This window comes from Gemmata algarum, from assembly GCF_034097035.1.
In the GTDB taxonomy this organism is placed as follows: domain Bacteria; phylum Planctomycetota; class Planctomycetia; order Gemmatales; family Gemmataceae; genus Gemmata; species Gemmata algarum.
On sequence record NZ_JAXBLV010000183.1, the window covers coordinates 24865 to 46658 of the forward strand.

The following is a 21794-nucleotide window of genomic DNA, read 5'->3' on the forward strand; positions in this document are numbered from 1 at the left end:
GCCCAACCTGGGGTTAACCCCAGGCACAATCACGCGAAACGGGCCAGCGCCGGCGGCCGGAGTGCGGCCCGGCGGGCGCGCGAGCCGTCACCACGCAGGCATCAGGAGATCCCAACATGCGGATGTCGGCTCGTGTAGATGTGTGCCGTTTTTCGGGGACGCAGTAGCGCGAGCCACGGCAGCGCGGAAACCGGCGGGCGTGCCGCGACGCAAATGTGAAGCCGAACGCGGACTCATCGATTTTACAGAACCGATCGGGTATGATCGTCGCGACCGCGGTCTTGCGATCCCCGTTCATTGCGCACCCGCGCGGCCGAACGGCTTCTGATCGATCGACCCGAGCCGTCGAACTCGCCTGGCAACTGGTCCGCGAGAGCCGGTGCAACTATGCTCGGATCACCACACCCGCGCCGCCGGTCCGTCGGCCCGTTCGTTCGGTTCGCCTTCGGGGTCGCGTTTTCGTTGATAGGTTCCCCGCACGTCCGCGGGGCCGATCTCGGTGAAGCGGAGAAGCTGTTCCGCACCGGCAAGTACGCCGAATGTGAGAAACTAACCGCTGGCGAAATCGCAAAGGGAGCGGACGCCGCATCGTGGTGGGTGCTCAAAGTCCGGGCCGAAACCGCACGCGGCGAGTACACCGCGGCCGGTAAGACCATTGAAGACGCTCGAACGCGGTTCCCGGACGACCTCGTCCTTCCCCTCCTGGCCCACGAAGTCTACCGCACAAGCGGAAGGGAGAAAGAAGCCGCTGCGGCCCTGGCGGCCGTTCAGCGGCAGATCGACAATCGCGCCGCGAGTACGCCGGCCGAACGGGTCGCGCTCGGTCGCCACCTCCTGTCCACCGGTGCCGACGCGAAAGAGGTGCTCGACCGGTACTTCAACCCGGTCGTGAAGAACACGCCCGCCTACCTCGACGCGCACCTCGCCGTGGCCGAACTGGCGCTGACGAAACACGACCGGGCGTTCGCCGCCGAAACGCTTCAGAAAGCGCCAAAGGAGGCCGCCGGTCAAGATCCCCGGTACCACCATCTTTTGGCCCGCGCGTTCGCCGAGGACGACCGGGCGCGGGCGATGAAGGCCATTGCGGAAGCGCTCGCGATCAACCCCCGCCACGCCGACAGCCTCCTCTTCCGGGCCGACCACCTGATCGACGCCGAAGACTTCGCCGGCGCGGAGGACGTGCTGAAAACCGTCCTGGCCACGGACCCCGGAGAGCCGCGGACGTGGGCGTACCGAGCCGCTATCGCGCACCTCCGCGAGGACGGCGCTGGGGAAAAAGCCGCCCGAGAAAAAGCCCTCGCGCGCTGGCCCGGGAACCCGCACGTGGAACACCTCATCGGACGGAAGTTGTCCCAGGACTACCGCTTCAAAGAAGGCGCCGCCTACCAGCGGAAGGCGCTGGATAAGGACAAGCAGTACCTGCCGGCCAAGGCGCAACTGTGCCTCGACCTGCTCCGGCTCGGGGACGAAACAGAGGGATGGAAGCTGGCGGCCGAGGTGTTCGCGGCCGACGGCTACAACGTCGTTGCACACAACCTCGTCGCCCTTCGGGATCAGCTCTCGAAGTTCCGCACCATCACCGCCGACGGGTTCGTCGTGCGGATGGAGGAGAAAGAAGCCGACCTGTACGGCCGGCAGGCGCTGGCGGTGCTCCAGCGGGCCAAAAAGGTGTTGTGCGAGAAGTACGGCGTCCGCCTCGACAAGACGATCACAGTCGAGATCTTCCCGCGCGGCCAGGACTTCGCGGTCCGCACGTTCGGTATGCCGGGATCAGAGGGCGTTCTGGGCGTCTGCTTCGGGCCGGTCATCACCGTGAACGGCCCGGCCGCACAGGGGCAATCCCCGTCGAGCTGGGAGGCGATTGTGTGGCACGAGTTTTGCCACACGGTTACTCTCCACAAGACCCGCAACAAGATGCCCCGCTGGCTCAGCGAGGGAATTTCCGTTTACGAGGAGTCGCTCGAGAACCCCGGGTGGGGCCGCTGGATGACCCCGAGGTATCGCGAAATGACCTTGGGCGACGACCTGATTCCCCTCAGCCGGTTGAGTTCCGCGTTCCTGAGCCCGAAAAGCGCGCTCCACGTTCAGTTCGCCTACTTCGAGTCGGCGCTGGCCGTCGAGTTCCTCGTGAGCCGGTACGGGCTCGATGCCCTCAAGACGGCGCTGGACGATCTGGGAGCAGGGCTATCTGTAAATGAGGCACTCGAACGGCGGACCGGCCGCCCGCTCGCCAAGCTCGACAGCGAGTTCACCGACTTCGCTCGGGCGCGGGCCAAATCAGTGGCCCCCGACGCGACCTGGGAAGAGCCCGACCTGAAAGACGAGGCGGATTCGGCCGCGGTGCGGGTCTGGCTTCAGAAGCACCCGCAGAGCTTTTGGGGGCGGCAGCGGCTGTGCCGGGGACTGGTGCGGGAGCAGAAATGGGCGGAGGCCGAGAAGGAGTTGAACGGGCTCCGCGGGGTGTACCCGGAGTACGCCGGACCGAACAACGCTTACGAACTGCTCGCCGTGCTGTACCGGCAAACCGCGCGACCGAAGGAGGAAGGGGCCGCGCTCGAGGAGTGGGCCAAACGGGACGGTGACGCGACCGCCGCCCACCAGCGGTTGATCGAACTGGGCGCCGCCGCGGGCGACTGGACGGCCGCCGCCCGAAACGCTCGCCGCTGGCTGGCCGTCAACCCGCTCGCGCCCGCCCCGCACCGGGCACTGGCCCAGGCCGCCGAGCACCTGAACGAGCGTAACGAGGCCACGACGGCTTACCGCGCCGTGCTCCGGTTCGGCGTTCCGGACGCCGCAAGCGTGCGATACCGCCTCGCGGTGCTTCTGGAACAGAGCGGCGAGCGCGGCGCGGCGCGGCGCGAGGTGCTGAAGGCGCTCGAAGAGGCCCCGCGGTTCCGCGAAGCGCACGAACTGCTGTTGAAGCTGGTCGCTGCCGCCGAGAAGTCCCCTGCCCCGCCCCGACCGGAGAAGAACCCGTGACCCGAACGCGTCGGTTCGTTGTGGCGGCGGTGGTCTTCGCGTCCGTGGCCGGCGGGCTCGTTTCCGCGGCGCGCCAGCCCCGGTACCGTGCGCCGAGCGAGCTGCCCGCGAACCGGGCCGGCGTGCCCGACTGGAAAGTGGACCCGAACTTCAAGAACGACGTGTTCACGTTCGTGCGGATCGAGTACGACTCGCTCCGCCGCGGGTTCGGCCGCGGCGGCGGGGGCGGCTGGCGGACCGACTGGCCCGACGCCGAACTCAACCTGTCGTTCCGCCTCCAGCAATTGACCTCGCTGCGCGTGAACCCGAACCCGATCGTTCTGCGGCTCACCGACCCGCGCCTGTTCGACCACCCGTTCATTTACATCGTCGAGCCCGGGGGGCTGGTCTTCTCGGAGGACGAGGTGCTCGCGCTGCGGAAGTACCTGACCAACGGCGGCTTCCTGATGGTCGACGACTTCTGGGGCGACGCCCAGTGGGAGAACTTCCTCCGCGAGATCAAGCGGGTGTTCCCCGACCGCGAGCCCCAAGAGCTGCCGGCGGACCACGAGATCTTCCGGTGCGTGTACCACCTGAAGGAGAAGCCGCAGATCCCGAGCATCGGCGCGGCCTACGCCGGCAAGGCCGAGGGCATCACCTGGGAGCGCGGGCACGGCGGGAACACGCAGACGGTCCACTACAAGGGGCTCTTCGACGACAAGGGGCGGATGATGGCGTTCATCGGCCACAACACCGACCTCGGCGACGGGTGGGAGCGCGAGGGCGAGGACCCGTGGTACTTCCGCGAGTTCTCCGAGAAGAAGGCGTACCCGCTCGGCATCAACGTCATCGTGTACGCGATGACCCACTGAGTTGGAATCCGGTTGGAGAGTAAGTAATTTCTGTAGCCGGCCTCTGTGAGGCCGGTGCGACAGAAGTGGTATCGCACCGGCCTCACAGAGGCCGGCTACAGAAATCAATCAACGCGATCCGTTACGAGCCGCCCCCATTCGCACACCGCGTAACGAAAGGACCGCCCGTGACCGCAGCCGGGACCGAATTCGAGCAGGACAAGCAGGCGGTCGAGAAGATCCGCGCCGCCCGCGGCGCGATCGAGCGCGAGCTCGGCAAGGTGATCGTCGGCCAGAAGGACGCCACCGCGCAGTTGCTCACCGCGCTGCTCGCGGGCGGGCACTGCCTGATCACCGGGGCGCCGGGGCTGGCCAAGACGCTCCTCGTCCGGTCGCTCGCGCAGCTCTTCCGCCTGAAGTTCGCCCGCATCCAGTTCACCCCGGACCTGATGCCGGCGGACATCACCGGCACCGACATCCTGGAGGACACCGGCGACGGGCGCCGGCGGATGCAGTTCGTGAAGGGGCCGATCTTCGCGAACGTGATCCTGGCCGACGAGATCAACCGCACCCCGCCGAAGACCCAGGCCGCGCTGCTCGAAGCGATGCAGGAGCACCAGGTGACGGCCGGCGGGGTCCGCTACCCGCTGGACGAGCCGTTCTTCGTGCTCGCCACGCAGAACCCGGTGGAGATGGAGGGCACGTACCCGCTGCCCGAGGCCCAGCTCGACCGGTTCCTCTTCAACGTGGTGGTCGACTACCTGCCGGAAGAGGACGAGGTCGCGGTGGTGCGCCAGACCACCTCCCGGCGGCCGGCGCCCATCGAGCCGCTGTTCGACGCGGCCGACGTGCTGCGGTTCCACGAGGTAGTGAAGAAGGTGCCGGTGGCGGACGACCTGATCCGGTACGCCGTGCGGCTGGCCGCCGCCACGCGGCCCGGCCGGGCCGGCGCGCCGGACTTCGTGAACCAGTGGGTGAGCTGGGGGGCCGGGCTGCGGGCGGGCCAGTCGCTCGTGCTCGGGGCCAAAGCGCGGGCGCTGCTGGAGGGGCGGGCGCACGCCACCCCCGCCGACATCCGCGCGCTGGTCCACCCCACCCTGCGGCACCGCGTGCTGCTGAGCTACCGCGCGGCCGCCGACGGGGTCTCCGTCGATACGGTGATCGACCGCCTCCTCGAACACGTTAAGGACGCGCCCCGCTGATGCCCGCACCCGCGCCAACGCCGACCGCCGCGAACCGCCCGCCGTCGGGCGGGCCGGCACTCATCGACCCCGCGGCCCTGATGCGGATCAAGAGCCTCCAGCTCCGGGCGCGGGTGATCGTCGAGGGGTTCGAGAAGGGGCTCCACCGCAGCCCGTACCACGGGTTCTCGGCCGAGTTCAGCGAGTACCGCCAGTACACCCCCGGCGACGACCCCCGGTACCTCGACTGGCGCCTCTTCGCCCGCTCGGACCGTTACTACATCAAGAAGTTCGAGGACGAAACGAACCTCCGCTGCCACCTGATCGCGGACGGCAGCCGGTCGATGGGCTACGGCTCCGGGCCGGTCACCAAGTGGGACTACGCCCGCACCGCGGCGGCCACGGTCGCCTACTTCCTGTCGCGCCAGCGGGACGCGGTCGGGCTGGTGACGTTCGCCGACCGCGTCGTCGAGTACATCCCGCCCCGCGCCCGCCCGGGCCAGCTCGCGCACCTCACCGCGGCGCTACACCGCGACCCCGGTGGCACTGCTACCGACCTGGTCGGACCGCTCGGCGAAGCCGGTGCCGTCACCCGCCGGCGCGGTCTGTTCGTCCTGTTCTCCGACCTGCTCGTGCCCGCGAGCGCGGTCCGGACGGCGATCGGCGGCCTGCGCGCCGCCGGGCACGACGTGATCGTGTTCCGCGTGCTGGACCCGCAAGAGGTCCACTTCCGGTTCGACGCGCCGGGACTGTTCCGCGACGCGGAGACGGGCCGGGAGGTGTTCGTTGACCCGCGAACGGCGGCCGACGAGTACCGCGCCCGGTTCGCGGCGCACGCCGCCGAGGTGCGGCAGGAGTGTACCTCGGCCGGGGCCGATTTCGAACAGATCACGACCGACCGCCCGCTCGAGTTGGTGCTGTTCGATCTGCTCCGGGCGCGCGCCCGGCGGGGCCGCGCCCCGGTCCGCAGCGCCCAGAACCGGGGGGGCGGCCGATGAGCTTCCTGGCGCCGCTGTACGCGCTCGGCCTCCTTGCCGTCGCCGCCCCGATCATTTTTCACCTGATCCGCCGCCGCCCGAAGGGCGAAGTGCCGTTCAGTTCGGTGATGTTCCTGACCCCGTCGCCGCCGCCCCCCGCGAGCCGGCGACGGTTCGACCAGCTCTTGCTGCTCTTGCTGCGGGCCGCCGCCCTGATCCTGCTCGGGCTGGCGTTCATGCGCCCGTTCTTCCGCCAGGACGCCGCGGCCGACGCCGGCGAGCCGGGGGGCCGCGTGGTCGTGCTGATCGACACCAGCGCGAGCATGCGCCGCGGCGACGTGTGGAAGCGGGCCGTCGCGAGCGCCGACGCCGCGCTGGCCGAGTGCCGGCCGACCGACCGCGTGGCCGTGTACGCGTTCGACCGCACGGTTCGCCCCGTTCTGGGGTTCGCCGAGGCCGACCGGCTCGAACCGCACCAGCGGGTTGCCGTCGCCCGGGACCGGTTGACCCAACTGACCCCGACCTGGGGCGGCACCGAACTCGGGCGGGCGCTCGTGGACAGCGCCGGCGCGATCCTCGAAGCCGGTGCGCGCGGGGCGCCGGCGCGCGGGAAGGTGGTGCTGGTCAGCGACGTGCAACAAGGGGCGCGGCTCACCGAACTGGCGGGTTTCGAATGGCCGGCCGAGGTCACTTTGGACCTGCGCGCGGTAGGGGACGACGGCGGTAACGCCGGTCTGACCTTGTTGGCCGACCGCGCCGACCCGGAACCGGGCGGCACCGCGGCACCGTTCCGCGTGCGCGTCACCAACACCGCGGGCGCGAACCAGGAGCAGTTCCGTCTCGTCTGGGACGGGGTGAACGGGCCTGCGGTTGAGGCGTACGTTCCGCCGGGCGAAAGCCGGGTCGTGAAGGTCCCGCGCCCGCCCGCGGGCGGCCCGACGCCGACGCTCCGACTCACCGGCGACGCACACGCCTTCGACAACGCGCTGTACTTCGCTGGGGCACGGCGGCAGGAACTGACCGCGCTGTTCCTGGGCGCGGACGCGGCCTCCGATCCCGCCGGGCTGCTGTACTTCCTCGAGCGCGCGTGGGGCGAAACGCCCGAACGGATCGTCCGCGTGGTCGCCCGCAAGCCCGGCGACCCGCTGACGTGGGACGACGTGCGTGCCGCGCCGCTCGTGGTTCTGGCCGGCTCTCCATCCACCGAAAGCACTCAGGTCCTCGACCGCTACCTCCGCGAAGGCGGGGTCGTGCTGGTCGTCCTGACACCCGCGTCGCCCGCACTACCGGCACTGGCAGGAGCGTCCGACAGTGCCGTCGAGGAGGCGCGGGCGGACCGCTACGTGATGCTGCGGGACATCACGTTCGATCACCCGCTGTTCGCACCGCTGTCCGGCCCGCAGTTCAGCGACTTCACCAAAGTCCACTTCTGGAAGCACCGGCGGCTCACAAACCAGCACCTCCCCGGCGCGCGGGTACTGGCCCGCTTCGACGACGGCGCCCCGGCCGTTCTCGAAAAGCCTCACGGCAAGGGGCGGGTCGTGGTGCTGGCCAGCGGCTGGCAGCCGGCTGACAGCCAACTGGCGCGGTCGTCGAAGTTCGTCCCACTGATGACCGCACTGCTCGAGCTGCGCGGCGGCCGAACGGCGACCGGCATCACCTACCGGGTAGGCGACCGCGTGCCCGTGTCCGCCGCGAGCGGCGCGACCACGGTCCGCAAGCCGGACGGAACTGCCGTCGCCCTTGCCGCAGACGCCAACGCGTTCGCGGACACCGACCAGCCCGGCGCGTACGTGATCGACACCCCGACGGGTCCCCAGTCGTTTGCCGTCAACCTGGACCCGACCGAAAGTTTGACCGCGGTCGCGCCAATGGAAACACTGGAACAGTTAGGTTGCCGGCTGGTGAATCGGGAAGCCGAGCGGCGGCGGACGGAAGCCGAGCGGCAACAACAGAACACGGAACTGGAACGGAACCAAGCGGTCTGGCGGGTGCTGATTCTGGTGACGATTGTCGTGTTACTCGTCGAAACCGGACTGGCCGGGTGGCGCACCCGATCGGGCCGGCGGGAGGTTGCGACGCCGTGAATGCCAACACAGAACTTTGGGCGGTGTTGGACCGCATCGGCGCGCGGTTCCGCCGCGTCCGACTGCTCGGCGGGCTCGCCGCGTGCTGGGCGGTGCTCGCCCTGCTCGGGCTCGCAGCAGGCGCTCGACTCGCCGCGGACGGGTCCGCCGCGGGAACGGGCCGGCTTCTGGCGCTCTCACTCGCGACCGCGGCCGTTGTCGTCGGGGCGGCGTGGTGGGCGGCTTCGCGCCGGGCGGCGCCCGATCGGCTCTGGGTGGCCCGCCGGATCGAGGCGCAGCACCCGGACCTCTCCGCCCTGCTGTTGGCCGCGGTCGACCAGCACCCGGGACCGGACGGACGGTTCAGCTTCCTTCAGGCGACCGTGGTGGAGTCGGCCGTCGAGCACAGCCGGGCACACGACTGGGACGAGGCCGTTCCGCCCCGCCGGTTGACGCTCACACGTCTCGCGCACGGGCTGGCGCTCGCCGGGCTCGTGGTGGTCGTGGGGTGGCTCGGGTTCCAAACCGCCGCGACGGCCGGTGACAACTCCGGAGCACCGGTTGCGGGCGAGACGTTCGGGGCGGGCGCGAAGGTCGAAGTGGAACCGGGGCACACCGAGATCGAGCGCGGGTCGGCGCTGGTGGTGACGGCCCGTTTCCGCGGTCCGGTCCCGGCGGACGTGACGTTCGTGACCGAAGGCGCGACGCCGGCTCTTGCACCGCGGGCGATGCAGCGCCAACTGGACGACCCGACCTTCGCGGCGTACATCCCCTCCGTTACCACCGACCTGACCTACCGGGTCGAGTTCACCGGGGGGCGGAGCGAAGACTTTCGCGTCAAGGTGTTCGAGCACCCCGAGCTGCGGAAGGTGAACGCGGGTCTGGTGTTCCCGAACTATACCGCCCTGGAGCCGAAGACGATCGACGATGTCCGCCACGTTACCGCGGTGGAAGGCACCGAGGTCACACTGTACTGCCACCTCAGCAAAGCGGTCACCCGGGCGGTACTTGTTGACAGGCAGAAGCAGGAGCAGCCGCTCGTGCCGCACGACATCGAGCGGCACGTTTACAAGATCACCCTGACCCCGACCGCTTCCGAGCGGTATCAGGTGCAACTCGCGGACGCCGACGGCCGCGGCAACAAGCTGCCGGCCGACATCACGATCAACGTGACCCGGAACATGCCGCCCGTTGTGACGGTGCCGCAGCCCGGCCGCGACGCCCGCGTCTCGCCGCTGGAAGAGCTGCCGCTCAAAGCCGACTTGCGGGACGATTTCGGGGTGGTGCGGCACGGCGTCATGGTCACGGCGGTCGGTCAATCTCCCCAGGAGGTCGTGCTCGGGGAGGGCGCCGGAAAATCGGCCCCGAAGCGGGTGCAGCCCGCACACCTGATCGACTTCGAGAAGCTGAAGGCGCAACCGGATCAGGTGGTGTCGTACTACTTCTGGGCCGAGGACATCGGTCCGGACGGCAAGCCGCGCCGCACCTCCGGGGACATGTACTTCGCGGAGGTCCGCCACTTCGAAGAGATCTTCCGCCAGGGCGAGCAGCAGACCGCCGAGCAGCAAGAGCGGGAGCGCCAGGAGCGCGAGCAGCAGGGTCAACAAGGCGGTAACGCCGAAGCCGCCGACCAGCTCGCGGAGATGCAAAAGCAGATCGTGAACGCCACGTGGCGCCTGATCCGCCGCGAGGTCTCGATCACCCCGACCGACAAGTTCGCCCCGGATGTCAAGCTGCTCGGCGAGTCGCAGCAGGCGGTCATCGATCGGGCCGGCGCGCTGTCCGAGCGCCTCCAGGGCGAGTCCGCCGAGCACCTCAGCCGGGCGGTCAAGTTGATGGAAGAGGCGAAGAAGCGGCTCGGCGAATCGGCGGACCAGAACGCACCCGGGACGCTGCCCGCTGCGCTGGCGTCGGAACAGGCCGCGTACCAGGCGCTGCTGAAGCTCCGCGCCCGCGAGTTCGACGTGACGCGGAACAACTCCCGCCAGCAGCGGCAGAGCAGTTCGTCGGCGAACAGCAGCCGCAGCCCTTCCCAGCGGCAGCTTCAACAACTCGATTTGGCCGACGAGCGGCAGCGGTACGAGACCCAGAGCGCCGCCCGCGAGCAGCGCAACCAGCAGGCGCAGCGGGACCGCGAGCAGCGTGAGAACCAGGAGCTGGCCGACCGGCTCAAAGAACTGGCCCGCCGCCAGACCGACCTGACCGACCGGGTGAAGGAGCTTCAATCGGCGCTCGAGCAGGCCCGGGACCAGAAGCAGAAAGAGGAGCTGCAACAGCAGTTGAAGAAGCTCCGCGACCAGCAGCAGCAGGTGCTCCGCGACACCGACCAGCTTCAGGAGCGGTTGGAGCAGGAGCAGAACCGCGACCGGCTGGCCGGCGCGCGGGAGCAGGTCGAGCAGAGCCGCGAGGCCGTCCGGCAGGCGTCCGAGGCGCTCGAGCGCGGCCAGTTGGGGCAGGCGGTCAACGAGGGCACGCGGGCGCAGCGGCAGCTCGACGCCACGCGCGAGCAACTCCGCCGCGAAACGGCCGCCCGGTTCGGCGAGGAGATGCGCGACCTGCGCCAGCAGGCCCGGAAGCTGGACGACGAACAGCAGAAGCTCACCAAGCAGCTCGACGAGCTGAAGCAGAGCCCGAAGCCGGGGCTGAACTCCGGCACGGATCGCGAGCAGGTGCAAAAGGGGCTGGAAGAGCAGAAGAAGCAGCTCGACCAGATCACGGAGCGGGTGCAGAAGGTGGTTCAGGAGGCGGAGAAGTCGGAGCCGCAACTGGCCCAGGAACTGTACAACACCGCCCGCACCGCGGCCGAACAGAAAGTCGGGGATTCACTGGATCTGGCCCGCCGGCTCGCCGCGGGCGGGCTCCCGGAGGCCGCCGACGCGTCGCGCAAAGGGGCCGAGGGCACCGCACAGCTCCGCAAGGGGATCGAGAAGGCGTCCGAGGCCGTTGTGGGCGACCAGACCGACGCGCTGCGGCGCGCCCAGCGCGAGCTGAACGACTTGTCCGATCAAGTCAATCGCGAAGTCGCGCAGGCGACCGGCCGCCCACAGCCCGGACAGAACCCGAACCAAACGGGGCAGAACCAACCCGGACAGAATCAACCGGCGGCTGCCGGAAAAGAGCCTGGACAGAATCAGCCCGGACAGGGGCAACCGGCCCAGGGCCAACAGGGGCAGAACCAACCCGCGCCCGGACAGGGGCAACCCGCGCAGGGGCAGCCGGGTCGCAACCAGCCCGGTCAGGGCAACCAACCAGACCAAAATCAGCCCGGGCAGGGGCAACCGGGACAGGGACAGCAGGGACAAGGGAACGCGCCCGGTCGGAACCAACCGGGGCAGAACCAAACCGGCCAAGGACAGCCGGGGCAGGCGCAACCGGGACAGGGACAGAATCAGCCGGGACAAGGGACCCAACCGGGGCAGAACCAGCCCGGCACCTCGAACCCGCGGCGGCTGAACGATCCGTCCGGCCAGCCCGGCGGCCGTCCGCAGTTGGGCGGGCGTGAGCAGGGCCAACCCGGCGGGCCGGGGGGCGGTGCGGTCGGTGGGCCGATCCGGGAAGAAGGCTTCCGCGAGTGGTACGACCGGATGCGGGCGACCGAAGAGCTGATCGACGACCCGCAGTTGCGCGCCGAGGCGGCGCGGATTCGCGAGCGCGTCCGCTCCGCCCGCGAGGAGTTCAAGCGGCACTCCAAGGAACCCGACTGGGGCCTGTTCCAGAAAACGGTCGCGCAGCCGCTGAACGAGCTGCGCGACCGGGTGGCCGAGGAGCTGCGCCGCCGCGAGTCGCCGAACGCCCTGGTGCCGATCGACCGCGACCCGGTGCCGCCGGAATTCGCCGACGGCGTGCGGCGGTACTACGAGCGCCTGGGGAGCGGCAAATGACGGCACCGTCCGTTGTACTCGGGTCCCCGCAGTGGCTGGTCCCGGCCGCGGCACTGGTCGCGGTCGGGGCGGTCATGATTATTTGGAGCGCCGCCCGCTGGCGCGGGCGCCGGTCGGTGGCCGTTGCGGCGGCGGCCCTCAAATTGGCCGGTGTCGCGGCGCTCGCGCTGTGTCTGGTCGAACCGCTCCTGACCGGGTCGCGCGCCCAGCCGGGCGCGAACGTGTTCGTGGTGCTCGTCGACAACAGCCAAAGCCTGCGGGTCCGGGACGGCGACGCCGCGCGCACCGGCGGGGACCGGGTGCGCGCGCTGCTCGAAACCGACGCACGCTGGCGGAACCGGCTGGGCCAGGACTTCGACGTGCGGAACTTCGTGTTCGACACGCACCTCCGCGCGGCCGACGGGTTCGACGGCCTCGCGTTCGACGGCACGGCCACCTCGCTCCACACCGCCCTCGCCGCCGTCGCCCAGCGGTACCAGGGCCGCCCCCTCGCCGGCGTGATCCTCGTCAGCGACGGCAACGCCACCGACGCGCCGGACATCGACTGGTCCGCGCTGCCGCCCGTGTACCCGGTCCTCCCGCCCGAGTACGCCGCCCCGAAGGACGTTGCCGTCCGGCGGGTGACGCTCAACCAAACCAACTTCGAGGCCGCGCCGGTCGCGCTTCAGGCGGATGTCGCTACTCACGGGTTCCCCGGGCAAGCCGTGGTCGCGATCGTGACCGACGAAGCGGGTAAAGAAATCGCCCGGCAAGAAACGACGCCGGCGGGTGCCGACGAGACGCTGACGTTCCGGTTCCAGTTGCGGCCGGAGCGCGCGGGGGTCGGGTTTTACCGCGTGCAGGCGCGGCTGGCCGCCGAAGCCGCGCTCGCGGACGGCGCACCGTCCGCCGAGGCGACGCTGGCGAACAACAGCCGGCTCGTGACGGTGGACCGCGGCGGCGGGCCGTACCGGGTGCTGTACGTGTGCGGCCGCCCGAACTGGGAGTTCAAGTACCTGCGGCGCGCGGTGGACGAAGACCCCGAGGTGCAACTGGTCGGTCTGGTGCGGGTGGCGCGGCGGGAGCCGAAGTTCGACTTCCGCGCCCCCCGCGGGCAGAACAACCCGCTGTTCCAGGGGTTCGAGCACCCGGACGCCGAGACCGCCGAGCGGCGGGACCAGCCGGTGCTGATCCGGCTCGGCACCCAGGACGCGGTCGAACTTCGCGGCGGGTTCCCGCAAACCGCGGCGGACCTGTACCGCTACCACGCGGTCATCCTCGACGACATCGAGTCCGCGTTCTTCACACCGGATCAACAGTTACTGCTGCGGAACTTCGTCGCCAAGCGCGGGGGCGGGTTCCTGATGCTCGGCGGGCCGGACTCGTTCGCGTCCGGCCGGTACGACCGCACCCCGGTCGGCGACCTGCTCCCGGTCTACCTCGACGGCGCGGCCCCGCCCACCGGGGGCGAACACCAGTTGGTCCTGAGCCGCGAGGGGTGGCTCCAGCCGTGGGTGCGGACCCAGAGGACGGAGGGCGAGGAAACCGCCCGGCTCGGCGCCATGCCACCGTTCCACACGCTGAACGCGACGGGGGCGGCCAAGCCCGGCGCGGCCGTACTGGCCCACGCCCGCGACACGTCCGGCAACACGCTCCCGGCGCTCGTCGTGCAACCGTTCGGCAAGGGCCGGTCGGCCGCGGTGCTGGTCGGCGACCTGTGGCGCTGGGGGCTGCGGCGGGCCGACCCGGCGCGGGACGATTTCGAGCGCTCGTGGCGCCAAACGGTGCGCTGGCTGGTGGGGGACGTTCCCGGGCGGGTGGAGGTCCGGGCGGCGCCGACGGCCGGCACGGCGTCGCCCGCCGTCGAACTGACCATCAAGGCAACGGACGCCGCGTACCTGCCGCTGGACAACGCGGGCGTATCGGTTCGCGTGACGAAACCGAACCGGGAAGAACTCACGCTGACCGCCGAGTCCGACGCGCGCGAAGCCGGCGTTTACGGGGTGAAGTTCGTGCCGCGGGAGCCGGGCGCGTACCGGGCGGTCGCGACCGTCACCGGGCCGGACGGTGCGCCCGTCGGACGCCGCGAGGTCGGGTGGTGCGTGCAGCCCGAGGCGGACGAGTTCGCCCGGCTGGAACCGAACCGGGAGCTGCTCGCGACGGTGGCGAGCCGGACGCGCGGCGAAACGGTCCCCGCCGACGGACTAACCGAGTTCGTCGCCGGTTTGCCGACCCGCCAGGCGCCGAACATGGAAGCCTGGGTGTCCCCGCTGTGGCACCGCGGAGCGTACTTCCTCGTCGCCGTACTCTGTCTAATCGCCGAATGGGGCCTCCGGCGCCGGTACGGCTTGGCCTGATACATGAACCAGCCGTGGATGTCGCTGTTCTAACGAGCCGCGACCGCCAGAGAGTGGAATACGTGGCACCGCTCCCTGGCCAGTAGTTTCAATTTGGTGTGGCGTACTCGTGTGGTGGTTCGGAGTGTGGTCCGCTCACTCCGTGAGCGGTTGCTCCGGGTACCGGCTCCGTCGTTGCGCACAACGACGGAGCCGGTCCGCCCGCGAAGCGAGTCGAATGCGCGGAGCGCCCGCTCACGGAGTGAGCGGACCACACTCAAAGGCCAGAACCGACGCGCGGAGCGAACTTGAAACTGCTGTGGCGGTCGCGGCTCGCCAAGAGCAGCGACCTGAATCAGGCACGTGTGTGATGCGAAGGAGCAACCCGTGAGCGTGCTGGTCGCTTTAACGGCCGTATTGATAGGCCTCGCGCCGGGCGACCGTCCGCACGTGCTGGTCGTGGTCGGGGCGGCGGGAACGCCGGAATACGGAGCGGCGTTCCAGAAGTGGGCCGACCGGTGGCAGACCGCCGCGCAGAAGGGCAGCTCCGAGTTCGTGTGCATCGGCCAAGAGCCGGAAGGAAAAGAGTCGGACCGGGACAAGCTTCAGGCGCTCCTGGCCCGGCTCCCACGCGCGAGCGCGGCCCCGCTCTGGGTTGTCCTCATCGGTCACGGCACCGACGACGGCCGGGAGGCGCGCTTCAACCTGCGCGGGCCGGATGTCACCGCCCGCGAACTCGCCGACTGGCTCGGCCCGGTGAAGCGGCCGGTCGCGGTGGTGAACTGCACCTCGGCCAGCGGGTCGTTCGTCACCCACCTTTCCGGTCCGGACCGGGTCGTCGTCACCGCCACACGCAGCGGCAGCGAGTCGAACTACGCCCGGTTCGGCGAGCACATCGCGAACGCCATCGGGGACCCGACCGCGGACCTCGACAAGGACGGCCAAGTGTCGCTCCTGGAGGCGTTCTTGACCGCCTCCGACCGGGTGCGCGAGTTCTACCGGAGTGAAGGTCGGCTCGCCACCGAGCACGCCCTGCTCGACGACAACGGGGACAAGCTCGGCTCGGCGGCGGACTGGTTCCAGGGCGTCCGGGCCGTGAAGCGGGCCAAAGACGGCGCGCCCGTTGACGGCACCCGCGCCCACCAGTGGCACCTGATTCCGAGCGCGCGCGAGCGGGCGCTCCCAGCGGAGGTCCGCAAGCGCCGCGACGAGTTGGAACTCGCCCTCGCCGGCCTCCGCGACCAGAAAAGTCGTATCGGCGAGGACGAATATTACGCCCGCGTCGAAAAGCTCATGGTCGAACTCGCCCGTCTGTACGCCACGGCGTCCCCCGCCCCGGTGCCGAAGCCCTGAACGCGACGGGGCGGGCCGGAAACTCAAGTCGTGATCTCTGGAGTGCCGGCCGGCGGGCGATAGAATGAGATGCTGATTGAACCCCGCCCGAAACCGATGGCCCGATGCCCTACTCCGCCCAGATCAGCCGGACGAACCCGGCGTGTCTGCTGTTCCTGATCGACCAATCCGGCTCGATGGCCGACCCGTTCGTCGGTACCGGCGGAACGTCCAAGGCGGCCACCGTGGCGGACGCCGTTAACCGGCTGCTCCAGAACGTGGTGCTCCGCTCGGCCAAGGCGGACGGGGTCCGCGACTACTTCCGGGTCGGCGTCATCGGGTACGGCACCACCGTCAAAGCCGGTCTCGGCGGCACCGCACCCTTCAACGTGCTCGTCCCGATCAGCAAGGTCGGCGATCAGCCACTACGGGTCGAGACACGCACCAAGCTCATCCCTGACGGAGCCGGCGGGGTGCTGGAACAGAAGATCAAGTTCCCGGTCTGGTTCGACCCCGAGGCGGGGGGCAAAACCCCGATGTGCGAGGCGATGGCCGCGGCCGGGCTGGCGGTGAAGGGGTTCGTGGACGAGTTCCCGAACGCGTACCCGCCGATCGTCCTGAACCTCACCGACGGGCTCCCCTCCGACGGCAACCCGCAGGATCACGCCAAAGCGCTCCGCAAGCTGGGGACCAGCGACGGCACGGCCCTGCTGTTCAACCTGCTGATCTCCGCTACGCCCGTGGCCCCGGAGTTCTTCCCGTCCGGGGAGGATCACCTCACCGACAAGTGCTGCAAGCTCCTGTTCCGGATGTCGAGCGTGCTCCCGCCGCAACTGTCGGAGGCGGCGCGGGCCGAGGGCCACAACCTGAAGCCGGGCGCGCGGGGAGTGGTGCTCAACGCGGACCCCACCGCCATCGTCCGGTTCCTCGACATCGGCACCCGCGTCACGCCCTCCGGGAAGTGAACATGCCCGCCATTCGGCCCCCGGAGTGGGTCTGCGTAACCGCTCCCAAGCGCGGTAACCGTGAGGACGAGAACGAGGACGCCGCCCGCGGGACCGCGGACGGGCTCCGGTTCGTCGTGTCCGACGGCGCCAGCGAGGGCTGGGAGTCGCGCCCGTGGGCGGCGCGTCTGGCCGAGGCGTTCCTGGCCCGCCCCCCCGGCCCCACCGACTTCGCGGAGTGGCTGCGCGGGATTCGCGCGAGCTGGGCCGCGCCCGAGCCGGCCGGGCCGGTGCCGTGGTACGCATCGGTGAAGCAGGAACAGGGTTCGTTCGCCACGCTCGCGGGGCTGGAGCTGCGCCGGTCGCAGAACCCGGCCGGCTGGGCGTGGCGGGCGGTCGCGATAGGCGACAGTTGCCTGTTCCATGTCCGCGGCGACGAGGTGCGGGCCGCGTTCCCGATCGACACACCGGCCGGCTTCGGGAACCGGCCGGTGCTGGTGCCCAGCACCGGCCCCGCGTGCCCGGAGCCCGAGTGGCTCGCCGGCCGCGCCGAGCCCGGGGACCTGTTCCTGCTTGCCACCGACGCGGTGGCCGCGCGGCTCCTCGACCCCGCCGCGCGCGACGTTGGCCTGGCCGCCGCCCGCGCGGCCCTCGCCGCCCGGGCGCCGGATCTCGTACTGAGCTGGTTCCGTGCGATCCAGGACGCGCACAACGACGACGTGTCCCTGATCGCGGTCCGACTGCCCGAAGCCCCGGAGGTCGCGTGAGCTGGCCCCTGTCGCACGAGTTCAACGAGGCGATCCAGAACCCGAAGGTGGCGTTCGCCGACCCCGAGCTGCGGGACGGGGAGCCGGTGGTCGGGGCGACCGGCCTGCCGCTGCCGCGGTCCGGCAACTTCGCGGACGTGTACCAGGTGCGCGGGGCCGGCGGGCGCCACTGGGCGGTGAAGTGCTTCACCCGGCCGGTCACGGGGCTGGCCGAGCGGTACGCCCGGGTGAGCGAGGCGCTGGAGCGGGCGAACCTGCCGTTCAACGTCGGGTTCAAGTTCCTGGCCGAGGGCATCCGGGTGGGCGGGGCGTGGCGCCCGGTCGTGATGATGGAGTGGGTCGAGGGGCTGCTGCTCAACCAAGTGGCGCGCGAAGCGGCCGGGAAGCCGCAGACGCTCGGCGCGCTGGGCCAGATGTGGGCGAAGCTGTGCCGGCGGCTGCGCAAGGCCGGGATCGCGCACGCGGACCTGCAACACGGCAACGTGCTCATGGTGCCCGGGAACCGGACCGGGGCCTACGGGCTGAAGCTGATCGACTACGACGGCGTGTGGGTGCCGGCCCTGGCCAACGTCCCGAGCGGCGAGTCCGGGCACCCGTCGTTCCAGCACCCGGCGCGGGCCGCCACCCGCACCTACTCGCCGGACGTGGACCGGTTCCCGCACCTGGTGGTCGCCGCCGCGCTGCGCGGGCTGGCGGTCGGCGGCGCGGCGCTGTGGGAGCGGTACGACAACGGCGACAACCTGCTGTTCACCGAGGACGACTACAAAAACCCGGCCGCGTCGGAGCTGATGCGGGAACTGTGGGGGCTGCACGACCCCGCGGTTCAGGCCCTGGTGGGGCGGCTGGCGATCGCGTGCGGCCAGCCGATCCCGCAGACGCCGTGGCTGGACCGGATCGCCCCGGAGGGGGAACCGGTGCCGCTCGACGAGCCCACCCGGCTCGAAGCCGCCGCGGCTCTCGGAATCGCCCTGCCGGTGCCCGTCGCGCTGCCGCCCGAACCGGGCGCGGAGTCCATGCCCGAACTCGTACCGCTGCCCGTACCGGAAGAGCCCCCCTTTACGGTCGTGGACGAAGCGGACGAGTACGACGATCAGGATGACGAGTACGACGATGAGGATGACGCCGAGCCGCAGAGGAGAACCCGCTCGGCCTTCGAGCGGCCGGGGACGCGCGGGAGCAGAGCGTACCCGAAGGCAAAGGCCGGCGGCGGAAAGGTCCTCGTGTTCGCGGCGGTCGGGGCCGCGGCGGTCGTGCTGGTCGGCGCCCTCGCCGCGGCGGTGATGCTCGGCGGGGGCCGATCCAAGCCCGACGGCACTGCTCAGAACGTGCCCCAAGACGGCCCACCAAGGGCGGAACAGGGGACCCCCAAAGCCCCCAACGCGGTGCCCCAAACGGACGCCGAGCCCGAAATCCCCGTCACCGTACCGCACAGTGTCCCGTACCCGCCTGCCGGCGGACGACACGCGCTCCGGTTGGTGTGGGCCACCGCGGAAGATCTCGGGGACGGGCTGTCCCCCGTTTGTACCATGAACTCCAAACTGGTCGCGTTTCCCGGGGTGATGGGCGGCGACCCGCGCGGAACGGTGCTCGACGCCGCGACCGGGAAGCGGGTCGCGCAGAGCCAGGCGCGGCCCAAGGCCGGTTTGTTCGACCGGCTCCAGCCGCTCAACGACGAGCGGTTCGCGGTTACGGCCCAGCACTCACTGGCACCGATCCCGCTCGTCGATGCCCGCACCGGGCAAGCGACCGAACTCCCGTTCATCCCCGGGCCGCGGCGCATGACCTTCGAGCAGGTCTCGCCGGGCGCGCAGTTCGTCGCGCTGTGTGTGCCGCCCCTGGCGCCCGACGTCGGCTCGTTCAAACTGATGCGCACCGCCGACGAGCGGGTGCTCCTGAACGTCCCGTGCCCGGCCGTCCGAGCGCACTTCACCGCGGACGGAAGCCGGGTGCTCCTGGTGGAGAAAACCGGCGCGTGCCGGTGGTTCAAGCTGCCGTCCGGCCGGCCCGACGGACAGTTCGACCTGCCGGTCGCGGCCGACACGTGGCAAGGGAGCGGGCTGTCGGCCGTGTCCGCCGACGGGTCCGTGCTGGTTTTCTCCGGGTCACTTCACGGGCACACCGGCGACGGCCACATCATCGACGGCCGGACCGGGCGGGTCCGCGTGTCGATCACCCAGCCCCATGTCACCACGCACCCGTCGTTGTCCGCCGACGGCGCGCTCCTGGTGGTGACCAGTTTGTCCCAGGGGAAAACAACCGTGTCGGTGCTGCGTACCGACACGGCGGCGGTGGTCGCCGAGCTGGACGCCCGCCCGGGAACCACGTACTTCCCCACCATCCTGCCCGACGGGCGCGGCTTTGTTGTAAGGGCACACGTGCCGGGCGAGCGGCGATCGTACGCGCAGCGGTACGACTTCGCCCCGGCCGGCGCCTCGCCCTCACCCCCGGAGGCGACCGCCGGGCGCGAGCGGCTCAAGGTCGATCTCAACTTCCAACCGGAGTTCGCCCGGTTCAGCGGGGACGGGCAGGCGCTAACGGCTCACACCGACAAGAGCAAACTGTTCGCGCTGATCGACGCGCGGGCCGGCAAGGTTCAAACCATCCCGACCACCGGCGGCCTTCGCGCGTACAGCCTTGTTCCGCTGGCGCGCGGCCGGGTCGGCGTGTTCGACGAGGGCACCAACGTCCTCCGCGTCCTCAGCGCGGAAACCGGCGCCCAAACCGGCACGATCAATCTGCCCCAGTTCCCCGCCGGGTACGCATCGTCCTTCCGCACGATCCGGCCCTCGCCGGGCGAGCGGTTCGTCGCGGTCGGTTGTTTGGGCGGGGTGCGTTTCAACCCGGAGACCAAGCGCGCGGACGAGATCCCGGGGCCGGTACAGGTGTTCGACACGCGGACCGGTAAAACCGTCGTCTCGACCGAGTGGTACGGGGACGTGATGCACACCGGGTTCGCGTTCAGCCCGGACTCGTCGCGCGTGCTGGTGATCGACCGGCGGCTCCGCGGGCGGTGGTACAAGCTGCCGTCGGGTGAACCGGACAACGAGTGGGTGTACGGCGGGGGGACCGGGGCGCCGGCGGGAGCGGCCGTGTCTGTCGCCCGGCTGTCTCAAGACGGCCGGGTCGTCCTCTGCAACGGGTTCGCGGCCGGGCGGCCCAGCGCGTTCACCCTCGACGCGGCCACCGGCGGGCTGGGTACCGTATTTGAAGGGGCTTACGGGATCGGCGAACTGTCCGCGGACGGCACACGGGCGCGGCTGGCGGCGAACAAGCCGGGGCGCCACACCTCGGTCGTCGTGAACACGGCCACCGGGGCGGAAGTCGGCCGCGTCGAGATCGCCACCGGTCCCGACAGCGCGCCGAACGTCGAACTGGCGCCGGACGGCCGGGCGCTGCTCCATTTCGACGGCCGTAAGCGCGGCCCGCTAGTGGTGTACGACTTGGCCGCCGCAGCCGACGCCCCGCCCGCACCGGCCGTCGGCACGGGACCGAAGCCGCGCTGGACCGGCACCACACAGGTCACCGGCCAAGCGGTCCGACTGCACGCGGACGCGGAATCGGACCTGCTGCTCGTGGCCGGTTCCGTCGGCGGCCTGAATGCGTTCAAACTGCGCACCGGGGCCGCGGTCAAAATCGACACGGGCCGCGCGGTCGGCGAGTTCTACGAGATGACCGACGGGCGGGTCGGCATCCGGCCGCGCACCGCGACCGGCGAGGTGCTCGTTCTGGAAGCGGCCACCGGGCGGGAAATCAAGAAGGTGCCGGTACCCGCACCGCCGCCCGAGAGCGGGTCGCCGAGGCCCATCCCGGCACTGTCGCCGACCGGTACGCACATCGCCCTCACCCACGCGAACCTGAACGCACCCGGCCCAATGCGGGTGATCGATCTGGCGACCGGCAAACCGGTGGTCCAACTCGACTGGACCGGCGGGACGGCACACTTCACCGCGGACGGGCGCCGGGTTCTGTTGGCCGAACGGACCGGACGGTGCCGGTGGTACAAGCTGCCGTCCGGCGCCGCGGACGGCGAATGGGCCGGCCCGCCCGACGCCGACAGCACCCGGTATCAGGTGACGTCTATATCCGCGGACGGCGCACTGGTGGGGTTCACCGTTCGGAGCGGGTCGTCCGGCCCGAACCGCGGGCCGATGGTGCTGGACGGGCGCACCGGCAAGCCCGTCCACCGGTTCGGCGCCGACTACCGGCTCACCTCACCGGTGCAGCTCTCGGCCGACGGCCGCCGCGCGGCCGTGGCCCGGAGGCTCGACGGCGTGGACGTGATCGACCTCCGAACCGGCGCGGTACTGGTGCGCGCGCCGATACAAGCACAGGCCAGCGCCGCGCCGTTCGCGCTGAGCCGGGACGGGGCGGTGCTGGTCACGGTGCCCGAAGCGAGGGCGATCAACGTGTTCGAGGTGGACGCGGGGTAGGCGGGCGTGCCAGCGGCCGACGAGAACAACAGCTTGGCCGAGGCCGCTCCGCCCGGCCCGCCGCGAAAGCCCGCGAACGGTTCGGGCGCACG

The 21794-nt window shown here is 70.7% G+C and carries 11 protein-coding genes; all 11 read left to right on the plus strand.

Translation table 11 applies throughout. The features are described from left to right. Window positions 1-387 precede the first annotated feature (387 nt). The 11 genes from R5W23_RS16740 to R5W23_RS16790 all read left to right on the plus strand — a co-directional run bounded on the left by R5W23_RS16740 (window position 388) and on the right by R5W23_RS16790 (window position 21702). Window positions 388-2979: a tetratricopeptide repeat protein gene (locus R5W23_RS16740; protein WP_320687285.1), complete on the plus strand. Its 2592-nt coding sequence runs from the start codon at window positions 388-390 to the stop codon at window positions 2977-2979. Further along, window positions 2976-3830 carry a DUF4159 domain-containing protein gene (locus R5W23_RS16745; RefSeq protein WP_320687286.1) on the plus strand — a complete coding sequence of 285 codons (855 nt, stop codon included), beginning with the start codon at window positions 2976-2978 and terminating at the stop codon, window positions 3828-3830. The genes R5W23_RS16740 and R5W23_RS16745 overlap by 4 nt, the downstream gene beginning before the upstream one ends. Window positions 3831-3997: 167 nt before the next feature. After that, a complete protein-coding gene (locus R5W23_RS16750; protein ID WP_320687287.1) occupies window positions 3998-5011 on the plus strand; it encodes an AAA family ATPase in 1014 nt (337 codons plus the stop codon). Beyond that, on the plus strand, window positions 5011-5988 hold the full coding sequence (locus R5W23_RS16755) for a DUF58 domain-containing protein (protein WP_320687288.1): 978 nt from the start codon (window positions 5011-5013) through the stop codon (window positions 5986-5988). The genes R5W23_RS16750 and R5W23_RS16755 overlap by 1 nt, the downstream gene beginning before the upstream one ends. Then, entirely contained in the window at window positions 5985-8054 is a 2070-nt protein-coding gene (locus R5W23_RS16760; protein WP_320687289.1) for a BatA domain-containing protein, read from the plus strand. The genes R5W23_RS16755 and R5W23_RS16760 overlap by 4 nt, the downstream gene beginning before the upstream one ends. A gap of 23 nt (window positions 8055-8077) precedes the next feature. Beyond that, window positions 8078-11914: a DUF4175 family protein gene (locus R5W23_RS16765; RefSeq protein WP_320687290.1), complete on the plus strand. Its 3837-nt coding sequence runs from the start codon at window positions 8078-8080 to the stop codon at window positions 11912-11914. After that, window positions 11911-14250 (plus strand): glutamine amidotransferase, encoded by a 2340-nt coding sequence (locus tag R5W23_RS16770; protein WP_320687291.1) that lies wholly within the window; start codon window positions 11911-11913, stop codon window positions 14248-14250. The genes R5W23_RS16765 and R5W23_RS16770 overlap by 4 nt, the downstream gene beginning before the upstream one ends. A gap of 366 nt (window positions 14251-14616) precedes the next feature. Further along, a complete protein-coding gene (locus tag R5W23_RS16775; protein ID WP_320687292.1) occupies window positions 14617-15582 on the plus strand; it encodes a hypothetical protein in 966 nt (321 codons plus the stop codon). 104 nt (window positions 15583-15686) lie between these two features. Beyond that, complete coding sequence (locus R5W23_RS16780; protein ID WP_320687293.1) at window positions 15687-16526, plus strand: vWA domain-containing protein; 840 nt, start codon at window positions 15687-15689, stop codon at window positions 16524-16526. Between the two features lie 2 nt (window positions 16527-16528). Further along, window positions 16529-17272, plus strand: a complete 744-nt coding sequence (locus R5W23_RS16785; RefSeq protein ID WP_320687294.1) for a PP2C family serine/threonine-protein phosphatase — start codon at window positions 16529-16531, stop codon at window positions 17270-17272. Beyond that, window positions 17269-21702: a hypothetical protein gene (locus R5W23_RS16790; protein ID WP_320687295.1), complete on the plus strand. Its 4434-nt coding sequence runs from the start codon at window positions 17269-17271 to the stop codon at window positions 21700-21702. Before R5W23_RS16785 ends, R5W23_RS16790 begins: the two co-directional genes overlap by 4 nt. Window positions 21703-21794: the final 92 nt, after the last annotated feature.

Coding starts and splice junctions, on each gene's coding strand:
- R5W23_RS16740 (WP_320687285.1), top strand. CDS start 388: ATGCTCGGATCACCACACCCGCGCCGCCGGTCCGTCGGCCCGTTCGTT.
- R5W23_RS16755 (WP_320687288.1), top strand. CDS start 5,011: ATGCCCGCACCCGCGCCAACGCCGACCGCCGCGAACCGCCCGCCGTCG.
- R5W23_RS16760 (WP_320687289.1), top strand. CDS start 5,985: ATGAGCTTCCTGGCGCCGCTGTACGCGCTCGGCCTCCTTGCCGTCGCC.
- R5W23_RS16770 (WP_320687291.1), top strand. CDS start 11,911: ATGACGGCACCGTCCGTTGTACTCGGGTCCCCGCAGTGGCTGGTCCCG.
- R5W23_RS16780 (WP_320687293.1), top strand. CDS start 15,687: ATGCCCTACTCCGCCCAGATCAGCCGGACGAACCCGGCGTGTCTGCTG.
- R5W23_RS16785 (WP_320687294.1), top strand. CDS start 16,529: ATGCCCGCCATTCGGCCCCCGGAGTGGGTCTGCGTAACCGCTCCCAAG.